This is a genomic window from Gemmatimonadaceae bacterium, from assembly GCA_035633115.1.
In the GTDB taxonomy this organism is placed as follows: Bacteria; Gemmatimonadota; Gemmatimonadetes; order Gemmatimonadales; family Gemmatimonadaceae; genus UBA4720.
Map to the genome: position 1 here is coordinate 34787 of DASQFN010000008.1, position 19751 is coordinate 54537.

At 61.7% G+C, this 19751-nt stretch carries 17 protein-coding genes; 14 read left to right on the forward strand and 3 right to left on the reverse strand.

Translation table 11 applies throughout. The features are described from left to right. On the reverse strand, positions 1-771 hold the full coding sequence (locus VES88_00640) for a VOC family protein (GenBank protein HYN79979.1): 771 nt from the start codon (positions 769-771) through the stop codon (positions 1-3). A gap of 115 nt (positions 772-886) precedes the next feature. Here VES88_00640 and solA point away from each other — a divergent pair, with 115 nt between their 5' ends. The 6 genes from solA (at position 887) to VES88_00670 (ending at position 6374) form a co-directional block, all read left to right on the forward strand. After that, positions 887-2032, forward strand: a complete 1146-nt coding sequence (gene solA, locus VES88_00645; GenBank protein ID HYN79980.1) for an N-methyl-L-tryptophan oxidase — start codon at positions 887-889, stop codon at positions 2030-2032. A gap of 98 nt (positions 2033-2130) precedes the next feature. Next, entirely contained in the window at positions 2131-2691 is a 561-nt protein-coding gene (locus VES88_00650; GenBank protein ID HYN79981.1) for a DinB family protein, read from the forward strand. A gap of 38 nt (positions 2692-2729) precedes the next feature. Beyond that, positions 2730-4577, forward strand: coding sequence for a PQQ-dependent dehydrogenase, methanol/ethanol family (locus VES88_00655; GenBank protein HYN79982.1), 1848 nt, complete (start codon positions 2730-2732; stop codon positions 4575-4577). Between the two features lie 38 nt (positions 4578-4615). Continuing rightward, positions 4616-5176 carry a c-type cytochrome gene (locus VES88_00660; protein ID HYN79983.1) on the forward strand — a complete coding sequence of 187 codons (561 nt, stop codon included), beginning with the start codon at positions 4616-4618 and terminating at the stop codon, positions 5174-5176. After that, complete coding sequence (locus VES88_00665; protein HYN79984.1) at positions 5173-5583, forward strand: hypothetical protein; 411 nt, start codon at positions 5173-5175, stop codon at positions 5581-5583. The genes VES88_00660 and VES88_00665 overlap by 4 nt, the downstream gene beginning before the upstream one ends. 74 nt (positions 5584-5657) lie before the next feature. Continuing rightward, positions 5658-6374 carry a hypothetical protein gene (locus VES88_00670; protein ID HYN79985.1) on the forward strand — a complete coding sequence of 239 codons (717 nt, stop codon included), beginning with the start codon at positions 5658-5660 and terminating at the stop codon, positions 6372-6374. A gap of 424 nt (positions 6375-6798) precedes the next feature. On the opposite strand, the gene VES88_00675 is transcribed toward VES88_00670, so the two are convergent. Next, positions 6799-7566, reverse strand: coding sequence for a Spy/CpxP family protein refolding chaperone (locus VES88_00675; protein HYN79986.1), 768 nt, complete (start codon positions 7564-7566; stop codon positions 6799-6801). A 251-nt stretch (positions 7567-7817) separates the two neighbouring features. On the opposite strand from VES88_00675, the gene VES88_00680 reads away from it, so the two are divergent. The 5 genes from VES88_00680 (at position 7818) to VES88_00700 (ending at position 11109) form a co-directional block, all read left to right on the forward strand. Continuing rightward, positions 7818-8417, forward strand: coding sequence for a DUF4142 domain-containing protein (locus VES88_00680; protein HYN79987.1), 600 nt, complete (start codon positions 7818-7820; stop codon positions 8415-8417). Between the two features lie 7 nt (positions 8418-8424). Further along, a complete protein-coding gene (locus tag VES88_00685; GenBank protein HYN79988.1) occupies positions 8425-9096 on the forward strand; it encodes an HAD family hydrolase in 672 nt (223 codons plus the stop codon). Positions 9097-9221: 125 nt separating this feature from the next. Beyond that, positions 9222-9650, forward strand: coding sequence for a hypothetical protein (locus tag VES88_00690; protein ID HYN79989.1), 429 nt, complete (start codon positions 9222-9224; stop codon positions 9648-9650). A gap of 52 nt (positions 9651-9702) precedes the next feature. After that, on the forward strand, positions 9703-10161 hold the full coding sequence (locus VES88_00695) for a hypothetical protein (GenBank protein ID HYN79990.1): 459 nt from the start codon (positions 9703-9705) through the stop codon (positions 10159-10161). Positions 10162-10488: 327 nt separating this feature from the next. Beyond that, positions 10489-11109: a Uma2 family endonuclease gene (locus VES88_00700; protein HYN79991.1), complete on the forward strand. Its 621-nt coding sequence runs from the start codon at positions 10489-10491 to the stop codon at positions 11107-11109. A 142-nt stretch (positions 11110-11251) separates the two neighbouring features. Here the strand turns inward: VES88_00700 and VES88_00705 are convergent, their stop codons facing one another. Continuing rightward, positions 11252-12661 (reverse strand): cytochrome P450, encoded by a 1410-nt coding sequence (locus VES88_00705; protein HYN79992.1) that lies wholly within the window; start codon positions 12659-12661, stop codon positions 11252-11254. A 112-nt stretch (positions 12662-12773) separates the two neighbouring features. Here VES88_00705 and VES88_00710 point away from each other — a divergent pair, with 112 nt between their 5' ends. From VES88_00710 to VES88_00720, 3 genes are read left to right on the forward strand one after another with little or no spacing between them, the layout of a single operon-like run. Beyond that, positions 12774-16004: a hypothetical protein gene (locus tag VES88_00710; protein HYN79993.1), complete on the forward strand. Its 3231-nt coding sequence runs from the start codon at positions 12774-12776 to the stop codon at positions 16002-16004. 39 nt (positions 16005-16043) lie between these two features. Beyond that, a complete protein-coding gene (locus tag VES88_00715; GenBank protein HYN79994.1) occupies positions 16044-18551 on the forward strand; it encodes a zinc-dependent metalloprotease in 2508 nt (835 codons plus the stop codon). A 21-nt stretch (positions 18552-18572) separates the two neighbouring features. Continuing rightward, the gene (locus tag VES88_00720; protein ID HYN79995.1) at positions 18573-19688 is read left to right on the forward strand and encodes an alanine racemase; all 1116 of its coding nucleotides are present in this window, start codon (positions 18573-18575) and stop codon (positions 19686-19688) included. The last annotated feature ends 63 nt before the right edge of the window (positions 19689-19751 follow it).

Here is a 19751-nt window from a genome sequence, read left to right on the forward strand (position 1 = left end):
TTACTGAGTCTTTGGAGCGTGCACCGCGGTCACCGCACCCTGCGGATCTCGCGCGATAACGATCCAGTCGCCGCCGGGCACTTCCATCGGCTCCCTCATCACCGTTCCTCCCATTCGCTTGATCGTATCCGCTGATTTCTTTGCATCGGCGACTTTGATGTAGCACAGCCAGTTCGGCGGCGGCATGTCGGGAGTGCGTGTCAACATCCCGCCGTACTGAACACCGCGCTGGCCGTATATCAGGTACATCCCCATCGGCCCCATGTCGAACTCGGTGATTTTCTCCCAGCCAAAGAGCTTGCTGTAGAAATCGAACGCCGCAACGTGATCGGACGTCGTGAGCTCGTGCCAGGAGAAGTCACCATTTTTGGGCGGGCCGTCGGCAGGCTGCATGTCACCCTCCGAAGCGTAAATGCCCAGCGTCGCGCCCTGGGGGTCCTGGAGAACCGCGTAGCGTCCGGCCCCGGGGATGTCCGCCGCCGGAGCGACTGTCGTTGCACCCAGCTGCGTTGCCTTGGCCAGGGTATCGTCGACGCTCTCCACGCCAACTGAAGGGAGCCAATGGGGAGGAACGTTTTGCTTCCGCATGTCGTCGTCCAACCCATTCACTCCGCCGAACGGAACGCCGTCGTTCGTCCACATCGTGTAAGGCCCGCCTCCCTCCCACTCCTGAGTACCCCAGCCAGCAACCTCACCGTAGAACTTCTTCGCTCCCTCGGGATCGGTTGTCATTAGATCGTACCAGACGAAGTGACCGGATGCGTTCGACATTTCGTAAACTCGCGTAAAGAGGGTTGATTTGTGGTCGTATGATGTGAGAGGGAATTCATCTCCACGGTAGCGGCCACCGCGTCGCGCACGACCATAGTCCTTACAAACCGTTGACATGCGAACATACGACGCGATAATCGCCGGGCTCGGCGCGATGGGCAGCGCAACGCTGTACCATCTCTCGAAGCGCGGACAGCGAGTCCTCGGGCTCGAGCAGTTCGCGCCGGGACACCACCTCGGGTCATCGCACGGCGACAGTCGTGTAATTCGCGAACAGTACTTCGAGCATCCGCTGTACGTCCCTCTCGTGCAGCGCGCCTATGAGCTGTGGCGGGCACTCGAGGAAAGCCATGGTCGCGCGCTGATGACCATCAACGGCGGGCTCATGATCGGCCAGCCCGATGGAATGGTTGTGTCGGGCACGATCCGAAGCGCCACCGAGTACGACCTGCCGCACGAGATCTTCACCAGCGACGAGCTTCACGCGCGATATCCTGCATTTCGTCTGGCCGACGGACTCGTAGCAGTGCTCGATCCACGCGGGGGATACCTGGATCCGGAGGCATGCAACTCTGCTCACATCGAGCTTGCCCGTCGAGCCGGCGCGGAGGTGCACTTCGAGGAGCAGGTGGTGCAGTGGGCCCCCGATGGCGACGGTGTGCAGGTGACGACCGCCAAGGGCAGCTACCGCGCGGGTCGCCTGCTTCTCTCGGGTGGCGCCTGGACTCAGGAGCTGCTGCGTGGAGAGAGCGTCACGTTGCCGCTGGCCGTCGAGCGACAGGTGGCATTCTGGCTTCAGCCGGAGCAGAACCCGCAGTCTTTCGACAGGTCTCGCTTTCCGATTTACGCGTACGAGTTCACTCCCGGGCTCATCTGTTATGGATTTCCCAGCCTGCCGCGCGGCGTGAAGTCGTCGATAATGCACGGCGGCGAGATCGTGTCGTCACCGGACGCAGTACGGCGGACGGTGGACGATGATGAAATCGAGCCAGTTCGCAACGCGCTGCGAGCGATTCTTCCGGAGCTTGCGGAGGCCGCTGTAACCGAAAGCTCGGTTTGCCTCTTCACGAATACCCCCGACCACGACTTCGTCGTCGACTTTCACCCGCGATACCCGCAGGTGCTCATCTCCAGCCCGTGCTCGGGCCATGGATTCAAGTTTGCCAGCGCGTTGGGAGAGGTGCAGGCCGACCTTCTGACCGGCGGGACGTCGCGATTCGACGTTTCACCGTTTCGGATCGAGAGGTTTCAGCGGGCCTAGCCTGCTCCACCCGTTGCGTCGCGTCGCGCCGTGGAGCACACTATGTCCGCGAACTGATCCACTCAGTCCACCAATAGAAATCACCTACGAGGATCATCATGAAGAGAGCCTTAATGCTGTTGGCGCTGCTTAGTGCTGCGCCGGTTGCCGCCCAGACGACACCCCCCGGCGGAGCGGCTGCAACAGCGGTTGGCGCGTCTACAACAGCCGTCGGAGCGTTGAAGGCAGAATGGCAGACGATCAGTGGCCACATCAGCAGAGCCGCGGAGCAGATCCAGGAAGCCGATTATGCGTTCCGCCCTGTCGCTGGGGTGCGCTCGTTCGGAGAGCTCATCGGACATCTCGCCGGCGCCCAGTATCTGATCTGTGCGGCCGCGTTGGGCGAGCCGTCGAAGAGCGAAGACGAATTTGAAAAGCAGAAGCTCGGCAAGGCAGCGCTGGTCGCGGCGTTCAAGTCATCGAACGAATACTGTGCACGCGCCTATGACCAGGCTGACGCGGGCATGTTCGCGATGACGAAGTTGTTCGGTGGCGAGCGAACACGGTTCTCCGCCCTGACCCTCAACACGACGCATGACGGCGAGCATTACGGCAACATCGTGACTTACATGCGAATCAAGGGAATGGTGCCGCCGTCGAGTCAGCCGCAGCCTCAGTAAGAAGCGAGCTCAGCCGGACGCGGAAACTCAGGAAGAAGATGCGCGTCTTCGTGTCCTTCCTGTGCTTCGTGGTCGCTTCGTTTGCAGTGAGTGCCTGTAGCGTAGGGTCGGAGAAAAAGGCGGCGCCGGACACAACCGCCGCTGCGCCGGCGGCAGGCACCACAGTGGCCGGGACACGGATCGCTTCGCCGCATGCGGGGCCTGCCGGCGAATGGCACATGCCGGCCGGCGACTATGCCAATTCACGGTACAGCACGCTCGCCAGCATCACGCCCGCGAACGCGCCGAACCTCCGCGCATCGTGGACATTCTCCACTGGCGTGCTTCGCGGCCACGAAGGGCAACCGCTCGTAATCGACAACACGATGTACGTCATTACGCCGTATCCCAACGTCGCCTACGCCATCGACCTTGCGCAGCCTGGCCAGCCGCTCAAGTGGAAATTCCGCCCGGAAAACTCCCAGCAGGCAATTGGCCGGGCGTGCTGCGACGTCGTGAATCGCGGTGCCGCATACGCGGACGGCAAGATCTTCTACAATCTGCTCGACGGTCATACGGTCGCAGTGAATGCGGCAAGCGGCCGTCAGGTGTGGCGTACGCGAATGGGGAATCTCGCGAAGGGCGAGACGATCACAATGGCGCCGATCGTCGTGAAGAATCGCCTCATTGTCGGATCGAGCGGTGGAGAGATGGGCGTGCGCGGATGGATCGCCGCGCTCGACGTGGGAACAGGCAGGGAAGTGTGGCGCGCCTACAACATCGGCCCGGACCGCGACGTGAAAGTCGGGCCGAAGTTCAAGCCATTCTACGCGCACGATCGCGGCAAGGACCTTGGCGCTACAACATGGCCGGGCGATACGTGGAAGACAGGCGGCGGTACCGTGTGGGGTTGGATCTCCTACGATCCGGAGCTGAACCTGATCTACCACGGTACCAGCAACCCGGGCCCCTGGAACTCGGATCAGCGCAAGGGTGACAACAAATGGACGGCCTCGATCCTCGCGCGTGACGGCGACACCGGGGAGATGGTGTGGGCGCTCCAGGTAACGCCGCACGACTTGTGGGATTACGACGCAGTGAACGAGAACATTCTGGTCGATCTGCCCATCAAGGGTGTGACGCGGAAGGCGCTCGTGCACTTCGACCGCAACGGGTATGCGTACACCATCGACCGCGCGACCGGCGAGGTGATTCTCGCGGCGCCGTACGTGCCGATGAACTGGTCGCCGGGAATAGACATGCAGACGGCGCGGCCGAAGATGGTCCCCGAAAAAATGCCGTCTCAGGGAAAGAAGGTCACCGACATCTGTCCGAGTCTCGAGGGTGGGAAGAATCAGCAGCCCGCGGCGTTCTCGCCGCAGACGGGTCTCTTCTACGTGCCGACGAACAATCTCTGCATGGATTTCGAGTCGCATGAGGTGACGTACATTGCGGGCACGCCGTTCATCGGTGCGCTCGCTCCGGAGAAAGGAGGCCCCGGCGGATACCGTGGCGAGTTCATGGCGTGGGACGCGACGACCGGGAGAAAGATCTGGGGGATCAAGGAGCCATACCCCGTCTGGGGAGGAGCACTGGTGACGGCCGGTGGCGTGGTTTTCTACGGCACGCTCGATGGGTGGTTCAAGGCGGCCGACGCGCGCACGGGCAAGGTTCTGTGGAAGTTCAAGGTCGGGACGGGTGTTGTCGGAAACCCGGTTACTTACACTGGCCCTGACGGAAAACAGTACGTGGCCATTTATGCAGGGCTTGGCGGTGATATGGGAGTGCTCATTGCTGGTGACGTGGCAGCGAATCTGCCGTACGATGTGCGTGAGCGTGGGAGCACATTACCGGATCTCGCGCGGTGGACGAGCTGGGGCGGGATGCTGTTCGTGTTCTCTTTGTAGGTGGCTCGCGAACCGTTCCGCAGGGAGGGGGAGGCATCATGCAGTTACGATCGCGCGCTGAGCTGTCACTCTTGATCTTCGCGGTTTCCGTGACCGGCGCGTGCGGCGATGAATCGAGCGCGGCACAGGCACCGCAGGCTCCAGCGTCGCAGAAAAAAGCCGAGGCGCCGGCGGCGCCAAGCGGCCGCGCGGCGGAGAGGGACAGTCTCCGTCTGATAGCGCACGACGAGATGCTGCCGGTTGGATTCCCTGCGGGTGGAAGTCTGATGGTGCTTACGAACCCTTACGAGGGCGACAAGCGGGCGATCGGCATCGGGGCACAACTCTATGTCGCCTACAACTGCATCGACTGTCACGGTGCCGACGGATCCGGTGCGATGGGCCCAAGCCTGGCGGACGGCCGCTGGCATTTCGGCGGATCGGCGGGAGCGGTTTTCGAGTCCATCTATCAGGGCCGGCCCGATGGAATGCCGCAATATGGAGCGCGGATCTCGAACGATCAGATCTGGATGCTCACTGCCTACCTGCGGGCGCTCCCGAAAAAAGATCTGAGCACCGAGAATTTCACGGGCAGTACAGTCGAGCGTACCGGCCATTGACACCGCTCACCTCGGAAGCCGCCCGTCAGGCACTGGCTGGCCACCTCGTCACGGATGCCGCTGCACACGAGGCGGGGCGCTTCGACGCAATTGGCCGCAGGTTCGACAGCTTCGAGCATGCTTTTCCGGAGGGCGACGATGCGTCGCTGATCGATCTGCGAATGGCGTTGACGTTCTGGGATGCCTGGATCGATGCACGAAATCACGGATGGCAGCCCACCGTGGGGATTCAGCAGGGAGAGTGGGCCGCGCTTGCGCGGGGAATCGCGGCGGACCTGACGGCCAAGCGCGACATTGCGGACGCGCGCGTTCGCGAGCTTTTCGATGCGCGGAGTCCAGGGCAAGCAGACCGGGTCAAGCTCCTGGCCGGAAGGCTGCGGGGGCGCTCCGAGCCGCGAACCGGCTAACGGGCGCTGGCGCGGCGGGCTTCGCGGCCGCACCGTTGTAACCGGCAAACCGGACCTCGCGTAGAGAGAGGGACATGCAAGCGACAGCAGCTCCAGCGGCACCTGCGGCAGCGGCGGCGGCACAGACCCCCGTAACCGCGCCGACACCCACGGTAACAGTATCTGTACCCGGCGTTGGCGTGCTGACCGGCGTTCCCACGACGGCCGCCGAAGTACAGGCGTTGCGGGCGAAGCGCTCAGAGCTGTCAAATCAGCTCGAGTCGGCGGCTTCGCGCCGAGCTCGTCTCTCCTCGAGTCTTGACGACAAGGAAGGGGCGGACCGCGCCGGAATCGAAGCGAGAATCGGCGTGCTCGACAAGCGGATAATGCAGCTCGAGTCCGACATCGCCGAGACGGGCCGGCAGCTCACGATGGCGCCGAGCGCGCTGGTTGCGAGCACGGAATCGTCGCGCGACTTTGGTGGCATGGATTCTTCCGTCGCGCCGGTGCTCTTCGTCCTCTTCGTTCTCGCACCGATCGCGCTTTCGGCCGCGCGATTGATGTGGAAGCGCGCTCGCGTCCCGGCGAAGCCGGCGGGGTCGGCCGATGATTCTCGGCGTCTCGAACGGCTCGAGCAGGGGATGGATGCAATCGCTATCGAGGTCGAGAGAATATCCGAAGGCCAGCGCTTCGTGACTCGCCTTCTCTCCGAAGCCCACGATGCACCCGCAATCCCTGTGTCGCAGCGGATTGGCGACGGCGCTCGAGTGGGAAGCGACTCCGGCGAAGCAGCAGAGCGCGCCAGGACATAAAGCAGAGCGCGCCAGGACGTAATCCGGGCTGGACGGCTGCCCGTCTGCGACTAACCCCGCCAAATAGTTGCATAGTGCTACTTAATAGAGCGGAACCACAGACTCCATGCGCGCGTACCATGAACCCATGATGCGCCAACCCTTGGTTCTCGCTGCATTGTTCGCGGGTCTGGTCGCCGTACCGCCAGCGAAAGCGGACGCTCAGAGGGCGACTCCGTCGGGAGTAAGCGCGACTGCATCCGGCGATTGCCGCCAGCATGATCGAGTGGACCCAATCGCGTGAGCTGACGCCGAGTCGAATCAGGCATGAGTGATCGTTGGAAGGGGTTACAAATTAGACTGTCTCTATCGCAAATGCCCGTACTAACGAAAAGACCCCCGAGTTCATCGGGGGTCTTTCCAATTCGGCCTACAGCGGCGACTTCTAGCCGAGTGGCAGGCAGCGCGATGCCTTCTGCTCGGGAGTCAGCACCGCCTGCAGCTGTTGATGGAGTGCCCGGCGCGCAGCTTCGAGCCTCTGGATCGCGGGCAGCACCGAGTCGAGAATGGATTTCAGCTCTTCCCTCGTCTTTCCTGCGGCGAGCCCGGCCTTAACCTGTTCGAATGCAGCCTTCACCGCGGCGAGATCAGCCTTGTTGGCTTCCTGGAACGCGGCCTCGAGTGCTCTCATCTGCGCCTTCTGCGCATCCGTAAGCGGAACGAACTTGCTCGGATCGCACCGCTGCGGCGTATGCGCGGCGAGCCATGCGCGCTGCTCGGCCGTCAGGATCGCTTCGATCTGAGTCTTGAGGGTTGTTTCGGCAGCCCTCAACCGGTCGCGAATCACGAGACCTTTGTCGAGTATCGCGATCACCTCCGCGCGCGACTTGCCGGCGCGAACCGCTTCCATTGCCTGCCGGAGAATGAGGTTGAGTGCATCACGGTCCGCTTTGGTCGCCACTTTGAAAGCCTCGACCAGTGTTCTGATCTTCGCGCGTTGCTCATCGGTGAGCTTGATCTCGTCCGGGAACGCGTTGGTCAGACGGGCCTCGTAGAGGTCCGGGTCGTATCCTCCAGCCGAAGTCAGCGCGTTTCCAAACGCCGACGCCGCGAACTCGTTGACCTGCTCGTCGCTGGCGGAAGGGGCGGTACTCTCGGCTGAGCATGCAGCGAGCGACACGGCGGCCAGCGAAATCAGAGCGATCCTGCGCATCGAGCCTCCTGAAAGTCTCTGCCGCGGACACCGATGGTGCGAGGGTGCTGCGGCCGTTCGTGAGTGGACGATATACGGACGTCCATGACGCCGTCCAGTGGCAGTTGGACGACGGCAGGCTGCAAACCGTTAAGACCGTACTGTCTGCATGCAGAGGAGCGGCCCCTCGATTAGTCCAAATCTTGCCGTAATACCTGAGACAGCAAGCGTTTACGTCGCACGAAACCTTTCAGGGGGTGAAGATGTTGAGGATGCGCTCAAAGCGCGCCAGACTCGCGCTGGTGCTGGGGACGGCACTCGTCATGTCCGCATGCGCAAAGAAAGACGATGCTGCAGTGGACACGGGGGTAATCGCTGACACGACGGCGAGCACGATGGCTGATACCGGCATGGCAACCGCGCCGGCGCTCAGCGATGCGAACATCGTATACATCCTCGACGGCGCAAATCATCTGGACAGCCTGGCCGGATCAGTCGCGGCGACAAAGGGAACCGCCTCGGACGTGCGTGACTACGGAAGGATGATGATGCGAGACCATCATATACTTCGCCAATCGGGCGACAGCCTCGCCAAGAAGCTCGGCGTAACCCCTGAAGCACCGGCGGGTGATACGCATGCGGCGGATGTGCAGAAGACGATGTCGATGCTCAACAGCGCGGCCAAGGGTAAGGATTTCGACAAGGCCTACATCGACAACGAAGTGGTTTACCACCAGGCGCTGTTGCAGACGGCGACCACGGCGATGGGTGCCGCGCAGAACGCCGAGCTGAAGAATCTGATTCAGAAAGCGGCACCGCTCGTTCAGGCGCACCTCGACGGAGCGAAGGCGATCCAGGCGAAGATACAATAGCAGGCGAGTGCTACGTGGAGTAATCTTCGACATTGACGGTACGCTCGTAGACAGCAACGGCGCGCACGCCCGCTCGTGGGTGGAGACACTAGCCGAAGCCGGATACGACGTGCCGTTCGAGGTGATATGGCCGATGATCGGGATGGGTGGGGACAAGCTCCTCCCCTCCGCGATTGGGATCGAGTCGGAGAGCCCTCCCGGAAAGAAGCTGACGACACGACGCTGGGAGATATTCGAGAAGAAATATCTCCCAGCTTTGCGTCCGACACCGGGAGCACGCGCGCTGGCGGAGCGCTTGAAGGACGACGGCCTCAGGCTCGTCGTCGCAAGCTCGGCCGGTGGAAACGAGCTCGAGCAGCTGCTCGAGGCCGCGGGCGTGGCTGACCTGATGGATGCGCGGACATCATCGAGCGATGTCGAGGAATCGAAGCCCGACCCGGACATTGTCGAGGCGGCTGTACGACGCAGCAGACTCAAGCCCGAAAACCTTGTAATGCTCGGTGACACGCCGTACGACGTGCAGGCTGCGATCGGTGCGCACGTGAATCTCATAGCGCTACTATGTGGTGGCTGGACGATCGCCGAGCTGAGCGGGGCGATCGCCGTATACGACGATCCTGCGGATCTGCTCAGGTGGTACGACGACTCGCCTTTATCCGTCAGAGCGTTCGCGCACTAGATCGCAATACAGCTTACGCCGCCAACTCTCGAACCGTAGACTTGGTAAGTGCAGATAGAAGTCGCGAACCAGCGCATCCTCCTGCTGAAAGACCTGCTGTCGGCGAGGCAGGCGAGCGACATCGCATGGCAGAAGAAGCTCGGAGCCTTCGATGCACTGAGCAAGGTGACGAGCTTCCTGAGCAAGCCGAAAGACGAAGATTTCTCGCTGACCTACAGCGAGCATCGGTACGAGCCGTTCTGGCACGTCGTTTCGAGGGCGCGCTACGAGTACACGCGCACAACCAACTACCAGATCGCGTCGACCTGTACTACCGTCCCGTCTACGCGTTCAAATACGCGTGGGCCTCGAAACAGAAGGAAGCGATCCTCGAGGTGGACGGACTTACTGGCGAGTTCCGCTCCGGCACGCGGGTCTTCACCGAGTATTTCGGGAAGGCTCTCGATCAGGCGTTCCTCTTCGATATCGGCGCTGACGCCATCGGGATGTTCGTACCCGGCGGAGGCATCGCTATCAAGACAGCGAAAAAGTACATGGATTCGCGAAGCAAGTAGAAACGTACGCTGGGGTGCGGGCCCCTAGGATTACTTCACTCCCTTGCTCTTCATGCCTGGCGAAGAACCGGCATTCGACGATGCGGCCGAGACGCTCGTCGAGGGAAGTCAGCCGGGTGAGCGCCTCGTCCATGTCGAGGAGCGCATCCGCCTGATCTTCGACCGCGATGGTGTCTTCGTCGAGCGAGATCCGGCGGTATTCGCCGCCGTGCTTCGAGCGGCCTCGACGACGGGCTTCATCAACCAGCACGTGGCGCATGGCGATCCCCGCTACAGCGAGGAAGTGCGCGCGGTCCTCCCATCCCGGATGTGTCTGCGCGGCCAGCCTGAGGTACGCCTCGTGTACGAGGGCGGTGGTGCCAAGTGTCGCGTCCGGGCGCCCGGCTCCGAGCTGTCGGTGTGCGATGCTTGGACACGGCTGGGCTGGCAGCGGATGCGCTGGGGAAGTTCCATGCCGTGTGGGTCGACAATCGAACCGGAACGGCGCAGCTCTGGACCGCCCGCATTGTAGTTGAATAAGGGTCGATGACCGCTGGGCTTATGGAGACGGACCGCTCATGAGTCAGCGGCAAAAGGCTGCTTCTTCGGTTTCCCGATCTTCGTCTTCGTCCAGATCACGATCATCGCGCACTGCCGAGCTGGCACTGAGAACTAAATCAGGGCGACTTTCGCTGCGGACCTGTTCGACCATATGCTGGTTGCATTGCGATCCCTCGGCGTGCACTGGAGGGATGTGCTCCGCGTTCTTGCTGCGCGCGCGTCAGTCTAACGGCCGCGCTTTGTAAATCATCTGCGAGCCAGGGCGAAGGCAAACAATCTGGCGGGAAATGTTTTGGTGATGGCTCTCCGTTCTGCGCCTAGCTTCGTGCGGGATGCCGAGTGGACAGGCATTCCGGTATGGAGGTACAATATGGGAATGGCGATCGCGATTCCGCGCTATACGATCGAGGATCTGGAGAGCTTCCCGGACGACGGGAATCGGTACGAGCTGCTCGATGGGATACTACTCGTGACGCCCGGCGCTGGGCGCCCGCACCAAATCATCGCGAACCGGATACAGTACCGTCTTACACAAGCCCTTGAATTGACCGGTCATGCTTTCGTCGCGGGCCCCGGCGTCGTCGTTCGTGCGCCCCGGACGCAACTGCAGCCGGATATCCTGGTCACTTCGTCGCGCTTCGATCCGAACATCGAATGGGACAAGATCAGCGAGCACTGGCTCGCCGTCGAAGTCCTGAGCCGGTCTTCACGCGTGTACGACCGGGAGTTCAAGCGCGACGCATACTTTGTGCTCGGGGTCAAGCAGGTGTGGCTGGTAGACCGTCGCGCCAGGACCATCGAAGTTTCCGTTGCGCCCGGGCCCCAGGAAATTGTTCAGGATACGATTCGATGGCGTGTACCAACGCTCGAGGTTATCGTCTCCATCTCCGTCGATGAGGTCTTCTCGGGGTTAGAGTAGCCGTGGTTATCGTCCCTCGACCTTCGTTTTTGCTCGAGATCACCTCCCCGAGCTCACATGTTGCGAAAGGCCGCTTGATCGACCAGTACCGTCGCAAATGGCTACGCCTTGACCTGCCGTGTTTAACTCATGGCTTCCCAAATCAGTGGCGCTGTGTCAGGGTCATCCTCATTCCATACTTCGGGCGCAGTGTGATCAGGGGTTGAAGATCGATCACCTGCTCCGGAACGAGACGCATTCGCCACTGCTGAGCGAGCGTTGCCAGTAGAAGGATGCCCTCCATCCACGCGAACTGCTCGCCGATGCAGCCACGCGCACCGCCGCCAAACGGGAAGTACGAGAACTTCGGTCGCGCCGCTTGTGCCTCCGGGGTCCACCGTTCGGGGTCAAATCGCTCCGGATCCGGAAAAAAGCGCGCATCACGATGCATGATGTACTGGCTCATCAGAATTACCGATCCGCGGGGCACGGTGTAGCCGTTGGCTTCGTACGTATTGATCGCGCGCCGGCCGATTGCCCACGCTGGCGGATAGAGTCGCATCGACTCCGCGAGAACCATCCGCGCGTAGGGCAGTCGGGGCAGATCGTCGAACGTCGGAAGACGGCCGGCGATCGCCGAGTCGATCTCCTCGTGAAGCCTGGCCTCCGCGTCGGAATGCTGCGACAGCAAGTACCATGTCCACGTGAGAGCATTGGCAGTGGTCTCGTGCCCGGCGAGAAAAATCGTCAGCGCCTCGTCGCGGAGCTGCCGGTCGCTCATGCCAGTGCCGTCGCCCTCGGTGTCCTGCGCGAGGAGCAGCATCGAGAGAAGATCACCGCGATCGTCGCCTGTCGAGCGGCGCTCACGAATCATTCGGTAGATCGTCCGATCGAGACGGTCGCGCGCGGCGTTGAATCTCCTCACCGCGGGAATCGGCAGCTTCTCGAGGTACTCGGTAAACGGCAGCATCGCGTAGTTGAACGACTCGAACGCGGTGGTCATCGCATGCGCGATCTCGCCGGCCTCGTCATCTACGTCGGCGTCGAACAGAGTCTTGGCGACAATGCCGAGCGTGAGGCGCATCATCTCGGTGTGCATGTCAGCAGTCTGCCCGTCGGTCCAGCGCGAGCGTGTCCGCTCCGCATAGTCGGACATCGTCGTCGCGTATGCAGCAATTCGCTGGCGATGAAACGCCGGCTGAGCAAGCCGGCGCTGGCGCAGATGAAACTCGTCCTCGCTCGTGAGCAGGCCGTTTCCAAGCAATCGTCTCGCGCGCTCGAGCCCGCGGCTCTTGTGGAAGTTCTTCTGGCTGGTGACCAGCACGTCCCGGATCAGGTCCGGGTGATTGAACAGGTAAAGGTGCTGCGGGCCGATCTTGTAGTGCGCGATGTCACCGTAGCCCTGGTTCATGGCGATCATCATTGCCAAAGGATTCCGGGCAATCTCGACGAGGAACTGAAATGGGTATCGCGATGACGGACCGGCAGGGAAAGCGGTGCCGTTGCCCGAGCGCTTCGAGGGACCGAATCGAGGGACGCGGATAGGGATCGGATCAGATTTGATCAGAGGCATTCCCAGAATTCTCTCAGTTGAACTTCGGGCCACACATTTTCCTTGGAATCGCACTCCCCCTAATGTTAACATTTGACAGAGATAATCCCCCGGTCGGTCAGGATCACAAGCCATGAATGAAAGGCCCCGTGCGCACTATTTCCTGTGCGCACTCGCAGTCTATGTTGCCCTGATTTCTGGGTCGCCCGTGTACGGTCAGCGGTCTGCCACGGGTCGGGCTGCCCCACCGGCAAAAACTGCATTCAACGCCGCGACCTACGATTCGCTCATGCTCAGCGAGTTCGCCTGGCGTCCCATCGGGCCGGCCGTGACGAGCGGACGCATCTCTGATCTGGCGGTTGCCGAGGGGCCGGAGTCGCGCGTTGGCGATCGGCTGGGGAAGCTGATGTACGCCGCGGCTGCTGGTGGCGGTGTGTGGAAGTCCATCAACTCAGGTACTACGTGGGAGCCTGTGTTCGACAAGCAAGGCTCGTCGTCCATCGGCGACGTCACGTTGGCGCCGTCGAACCCCGAGATCGTCTGGGTCGGGACCGGCGAAGCGAACAACCTCCGCAGCTCGTCGTGGGGAGACGGGGTTTACAAGTCGGAGAACGGCGGAAAGACCTGGAGACACATGGGTCTCAAGACGTCGCAGCACATCGGCCGGATCGTAGTGCATCCGAGCAACCCGAACATCGTGTTTGTAGCGGCGGTTGGACCCCTGTGGACGAGCGGCGGAGAGCGCGGCCTGTTCAGAACGATGGACGGCGGAAAGACATGGACGAACGTTCTCAGGATCAGCCCTCACACCGGCGTGACCGACGTGATAATGGATCCGACCGACCCGAGCATCATGTACGCGGCCTCGTTTCAGCGGCAGCGCAAGGCGTACAGCTTCGTCGGCGGCGGACCGGAGAGCGGGATCCACAAATCCATCGACGGTGGATCCACCTGGAGAAGGCTCACGGAAGGATTGCCGAAGACCGACATCGGCCGGATCGGGCTCGATGTCAGCCGATCGCAGCCGCGAACGCTGTACGCGACGATGGAGACAAAGACCACCGAGGTCTATCGCTCCGACGATTACGGCGCGAGCTGGAAAAAGACCGGCACGTACCAGCAGTTCCCCTGGTTCATGGGGCAGATACGCGTCGATCCAAGAAACCCAGATCGCCTCTACGAGCTCGGCATTTCGCTTCTGGTTTCCGAAGACGGAGGATTGACGTCGCGTCCAATCGCGACATCGGCGCACGTGGACTACCACGCCATGTGGATCGATCCGATGGATCCCGATCATTTCGTTGTCGGGAATGACGGTGGCGTGTACGTCACGCACGACCGCGGCACGACGATGGATTTCGTGAGCAATCTCCCCGTCTCTCAGTACTACGCCATCGAGGTCGACAACCGCCAGCCGTTCTACTACGTCTACGGCGGGCTCCAGGACAACAACAGCTGGGCGGGTCCGAGCCAGACGCGAAATCGTCAGGGAATCTCCAACAACGACTGGTACATGACGGTCGGGGGCGACGGCTTCTACTCTGCCATCGATCCCACGGACCCGAACATCGTCTACTCCGAATCACAGAACGGCGGAATCATCCGCTACGACGTCAGAACCGGAGAGAGGAAAAGCATCAAGCCGCAGCCGAAGTTCGGCCAGCAGAATCTCCGCTGGAACTGGAGCGCTCCGATCGTGATCTCTCCGCACGACAACAGGACCGTGTACATGGGCGCGAATTATCTCTTTCGCAGTCCCAATCGTGGTGACAGCTGGGAGCAGCTGGGTGGCGATCTCACGCGACGCCTGGACCGCGAGAAGCTGCCGCTCATGGGGAAGCTATGGACGAAGGATGCCGTAGCACGCCATGCGGGTACCGCCGAGTTCGGCAATATCAGCACAATGGATGAGTCCACGCTTCGGCGAGGACTACTATATGTAGGTACCGACGACGGTCTGATTCAGATCTCCCGCGACGGCGGCGCGACGTGGACAAAAGTCGAGAAATTTCCCGGCGCGCCGGACATGACATATGTCAGCCGCGTGGTGGCATCGAGGCACAACGAAGGGACAGTGTACGCCACGCTGGACGGGCATCGCAGCAACGATTTCAAGCCGCACGTATTGAAGAGTACGGACTATGGAAAGACGTGGACCTCGATCGCCTCAAATCTTCCGGCGTCGTCGGTGCAGGTGATTCGCGAGCATCCGCGAGCGCCGTCCCTCCTCTTCGTGGGTAATGAGATAGGTGCGTACTACTCGGGCAACGGTGGGAAGAGCTGGGCGAGGCTTCAATACAACCTGCCGACAGTGCCGGTTCACGATATGAGAATTCATCAGCGGGAGAACGACCTGGTGATCGGCACGCACGGGCGGGGGATATACATCATCGACGACATAACTCCGCTCGAGCACATGGCAGTCGCCGAGCGAGGCGGTCGTCCGTACCTGTTTCCGGCGAAGCCCGCTTCGATCTTCAACTACAACGCGTCGTTTCCCGGCGGTATCAACGGTGCCGCATCGCTCGGCGAGCGATCGTTCAGTGCGCCAAACCCGCCTTTTGGAGCGACGCTCACCTACTATCTGAAGGACAGCGTTCCAAAGGGCCGGGAGCTGACACTCTCGATCCACGATTCGACGGGGAAGCGGATTCGCGACCTCGCTGTGAAAGGGGGTCCGGGAATGCACCGTGCGACCTGGGATCTGCGGCTGCCCCCGCCTTACATCAATCCCAGGGCGCAGGGGACGACCGGACAGCCGACGGGTGCTTTCGTGCTGCCGGGCAGGTACATCGCCCGCCTGACGCTCGCCGGAAACGACAGCTTGATGTCGCAATCCGTGGAGACACCGGTGACGGTGAATCCCGATCCGCTCGTTCCGCTGAGTCCGGCAGAGTATCGCGCCCTGTGGGATATGCGAGTGAGCTCGAGTGCGCAGCAGGCAAAGGTGCAGGCAGTGGTGCGCACGGCGGAGCAGGTGAAGGAGCAGATGACGGAGGTGAAGGCGGCGCTCAAGACAGGAACCGCGCCCGACAGCCTGACGAAGCAAACGACTGCGATCGAAAGGGAAGTCGACGACATTCTGCTCAAGGTTCGCGGGCGTCAGGGTCCGCCCGCAGGCGATGTGGACGACAAGACGTTTGCCCCGTCGATTCAAAGCAGAGTGAATCAGGTTGCCAATGAGATCGGCAACGTGACTTCGCCGCCGACGCAGATTCAGCGCGAGACTCTCGACCTTGCGATGAAGGATCTGGAACGCGAGGCAGCACGTCTGAACTCGCTTCTGACAGCTCGACTTCCAGCCCTGAATCGGGGCCTCGACGCTGCCGGTGTGCCATGGACGGTTGGCCGTGCCGTGCGCTAGTGTTCGATTCGAAAGCTCACACCAACTTTTTGTAGGCGAATGATGAAATCCATTGTTCTGGCAGCCTCTCTTGGAACGTTTACCGGCTCATGCATGATACCGGGGCCGCAGACCGCTCCGGCCCCTGCAAGAGGAGCGCGTGCAGGAGTCGTGATCGTCGGCGACAGCGCGAGGCCAAATCCGAACGATCCGCGGCCCTACCAGCGCGTGATTACCAGAGACGCAAAAACACGCGTCGGGATGTTCAAGACGCACATCATCGGCGACCGCCTCTACTTCGAGATTCCGAGGAAGGAATTGAACCGCGACATGCTGATGGTCGGGCGGTTCGAGAGAGCTGCCGTGACTCCCGGAGATTTCGAGGGATACGGCGGGGACCAGTTCACGGAGCGCGTTCTCAGATGGGAGCGCTCGGGAAATCGTGTAATTCTGCGCAGTCCGTCGTTCGCGATCACCGCCGACTCCACCCTTCCCGTAGCCTCGGCGGTGATGGCGTCGAACAATCCGGCAGTTGTCGCGATCTTCCCGGTCGAGACTTACGGGCCCGACAGCGCGGCGGTGATCGACGTGACGCGCCTGTATACGACGAACGTGCCCGAGTTTGCGTCGTCGCGCGGATTCATAGATGAGCGCAGATCATTCATCGAGAAGGCGGTTGCTTTCCCCGAGAACGTCGAGGTCGAAGCGACCCAGACGGCTACTCCTCCACCGACTGTGGGGCCGGGGCCTCAGACGACGCCAAGAGGGCCGATTCCTGCGCAGAGCGTTGTCGCGCACTGGAGCATGGTGCACCTGCCGGACCGTCCGATGATGCCACGCTATTACGACGACCGCATCGGATATTTCTCAGCACAGCAGATCGACTTCGGCTCGGAGCAGCACCGCTCAGTGCAGCGACGTTACATCACGCGCTACCGCCTGGAGAAGAAGGATCCGACGGCTGCGCTGTCGGAGCCCGTTAAGCCTATCGTGTATTACATCGATCCCGCCACGCCGAAGAAATGGATTCGCTACGTAAAAGCGGGAATCGAGGAATGGCAGCCAGCGTTCGAAGCAGCTGGGTTCAAGAACGGCATCATCGCGAAGGACGCGCCCACGCCGGCAGAAGATCCGGACTGGTCACCGGAAGACGTAAGACACACAGTCGTGCGCTGGCTGCCGTCGACGGTGGAGAACTCCGTCGGCCCGCACGTGCACGACCCGCGGACAGGTGAGATCCTCAATGGCTCGGTGAGGATGTTCCACAACATCCTGAATCTGCAGCGCTCGTGGTACTTCACGCAGGTGGCCCCGCTCGATCCGCGCGCGCAGCGGCTGCCGTTCCCCGATTCATTGATGGGACGTCTGCTCCAGTTTGTCGTTGCGCACGAAGTCGGGCACACGCTCGGATTTCAGCACAACATGAAGGCGAGCTCCGAGTATCCGGCCGACAGCGTGCGGAGTGCGACATGGGTCGCGAAGATGGGACATTCGCCCTCCATCATGGACCACGCTCGATTCAACTACGTCGCGCAGCCCGAAGACAGGATCGCGGTGAGCGATCTCATACCCAACGTCGGTACGTACGACCGCTTTGCCGTGATGTGGGGATACAAGCCCATTTCTGGCGCGCGTACGCCGGAAGCGGAGCGGCCGACTCTCGACATGTGGGCCCGTCAGCAGGACACGATACCATGGCTCCGGTTCTCGACTTCCGGAAGCAAGGGCGCCGACGCCGGTGAAGCGACTGAAGCAGTCGGCGACGCCGATGCCGTGAGGTCCACAACGCTGGGACTCAGGAACATCAAGCGTATCATGCCGATGCTAATCCCGGCGACGATAAAACCCGCAGAGAGCAACGAGGATCTGACCGAGCTGTACACTCGGCTCATCGCACAGTGGCAGCGCGAGATGGGGCATGTCGTCAACGTCGTCGGCGGATCGTGGTCGCAGGAGAAATACGGGAGCCAGGCAGGCCCGCGCTTCACACCGTTCCCCCGCCAGCGTCAGCGCGAAGCGTTGCGGTTCCTCAACGAGAACGTGTTTCGCACGCCGGAGTTCTTCCTCGATCCCCTCGTCCTCAGAAGGATCGAGCCGGAGGGCGCGCTGGCGCGGATTCGAACCGCGCAAAATGCCGTGCTGACAGCGCTGCTCAACAACAGCAGGATGACGCGACTCATCGAGTACAACGCGCTCGCCCCGAACAGGAGCGATACGTATTCGCTCCGCGAAATGGCCGGTGATCTGCGAGACGGCATCTGGTCGGAGCTCTCTTCGCCGAGCGTTCGGATCGACGCTTTCCGTCGCAACCTTCAGTACGCGTATCTCGAGCAGCTTGGCGCGAAGATCAACGGGCCCTTCCAGAGCGCTCCGCCTGGGGCGTCGCCACAGCAGGTTGCCGTTTTTGCCCCTCCGCCGGACGAGGCGCGCGGCCTGTTGCGAAGCGAGCTCATTTCACTCGACGCTCAGCTGAGAAATGCTATTCCGAGAGCCGGGGATCCGGACACGAGGATCCACATGGTGAATGCACGTCACCGAATCGATGTGATCCTCAATCCGAACAAATAACTCGTCGGGCTCGAGCGCACCGTGCAGCTAGAGGATCTTCCGACTCCCTGCCTGGTGCTCGACCGCGGCATACTCGAGCGAAACCTTCGTCGCATGAGCTCGGCGATGCACCGCCTTGGTGTCTCGCTGCGGCCGCACATGAAGACAGCGAAATCGGCGGACGTCGCGCGCATGGCGGTCGCGGGCGAAGCGGGTGGCATCACGGTCTCAACGCTCGCCGAGGCGGAGTATTTCGCGGAGCGCGGATTTCAGGACATAACAATCGCGGCGGGGACGACCCCGGCGAAGCTCGACCGGATTCAGGGTTTTATTAGTAACGACTTGATACTAAACGTAATAACCGATGACGTCGCGGTGGCCCGTGCAATCGCCAGCCATGCCGCTCCTGTCCGTGCTTTGATCGAGATCGATTCAGGCGAAAATCGAGGGGGTGTCGATCCGGAAGGCGACGCCGTCATCGAGATCGGCCGAGCTCTCGGAGAAAAACTGTCGGGCGTGCTGACCCATGCTGGCCATTCGTACGAGTGTCGAACGGTCGAGCAGGTGCGGGAAGTAGCGGAGCAGGAGCGTGTGGCCGTGACGACTGCGGCCGAGCGCTTACGCTCGAGCGGGATGGCGTGCGAGACTGTTTCGGTGGGATCGACTCCGACGATGTCGCACGTCGATCGGCTCGATGGCGTGACCGAGGTCCGGCCCGGAGTGTACATGTTCTGTGACCTGTTCCAGGCGGCTATCCGGTCGTGCACGCGCGACGACATTGCGCTCACGGTGCTCGCTTCGGTGATTGGCTGCCGGCCGGATGCGAACCAGATTGTCCTCGATGCCGGAGCGCTGGCCCTCTCGAAGGACCGGAGCACGGCGAGCACGCCGGAGGACGCCGGTTTCGGCCTGGTATGGGATCTGGACGGCAAGCCCGGCTTCGGTGAATGCGTTATCCATGAAGCGTATCAGGAGCATGGAGTCGCGAGAGGTCTCGACGGGGGACTCAAGCTGCCATTCGACGAGTTGAAGGTTGGCACCAAGGTCCGCGTCGCGATGAATCATTCGTGCCTCACGGCCGCGGCGCACGACCGGTATTACGTAGTGGACGGCAGCCGGGAAGTGATCGACGAGTGGGGGCGGGTGAACGGCTGGTAATACCTTAGTCTTCCCCTGCAGCATCGCCCTTGCCAGTCTTGGGCGGCGGTAGATTATCTGAAT

Coding starts and splice junctions, on each gene's coding strand:
- VES88_00700 (HYN79991.1), top strand. CDS start 10,489: ATGGCTCTCCGTTCTGCGCCTAGCTTCGTGCGGGATGCCGAGTGGACA.
- VES88_00650 (HYN79981.1), top strand. CDS start 2,131: ATGAAGAGAGCCTTAATGCTGTTGGCGCTGCTTAGTGCTGCGCCGGTT.
- VES88_00690 (HYN79989.1), top strand. CDS start 9,222: ATGGCAGAAGAAGCTCGGAGCCTTCGATGCACTGAGCAAGGTGACGAG.
- VES88_00640 (HYN79979.1), bottom strand. CDS start 771: ATGTCGAACGCATCCGGTCACTTCGTCTGGTACGATCTAATGACAACC.
- VES88_00705 (HYN79992.1), bottom strand. CDS start 12,661: ATGCCTCTGATCAAATCTGATCCGATCCCTATCCGCGTCCCTCGATTC.
- VES88_00680 (HYN79987.1), top strand. CDS start 7,818: ATGCGCTCAAAGCGCGCCAGACTCGCGCTGGTGCTGGGGACGGCACTC.
- VES88_00660 (HYN79983.1), top strand. CDS start 4,616: ATGCAGTTACGATCGCGCGCTGAGCTGTCACTCTTGATCTTCGCGGTT.
- VES88_00715 (HYN79994.1), top strand. CDS start 16,044: ATGATGAAATCCATTGTTCTGGCAGCCTCTCTTGGAACGTTTACCGGC.
- VES88_00670 (HYN79985.1), top strand. CDS start 5,658: ATGCAAGCGACAGCAGCTCCAGCGGCACCTGCGGCAGCGGCGGCGGCA.
- solA (HYN79980.1), top strand. CDS start 887: ATGCGAACATACGACGCGATAATCGCCGGGCTCGGCGCGATGGGCAGC.
- VES88_00695 (HYN79990.1), top strand. CDS start 9,703: ATGCCTGGCGAAGAACCGGCATTCGACGATGCGGCCGAGACGCTCGTC.
- VES88_00710 (HYN79993.1), top strand. CDS start 12,774: ATGAATGAAAGGCCCCGTGCGCACTATTTCCTGTGCGCACTCGCAGTC.
- VES88_00655 (HYN79982.1), top strand. CDS start 2,730: ATGCGCGTCTTCGTGTCCTTCCTGTGCTTCGTGGTCGCTTCGTTTGCA.
- VES88_00675 (HYN79986.1), bottom strand. CDS start 7,566: ATGCGCAGGATCGCTCTGATTTCGCTGGCCGCCGTGTCGCTCGCTGCA.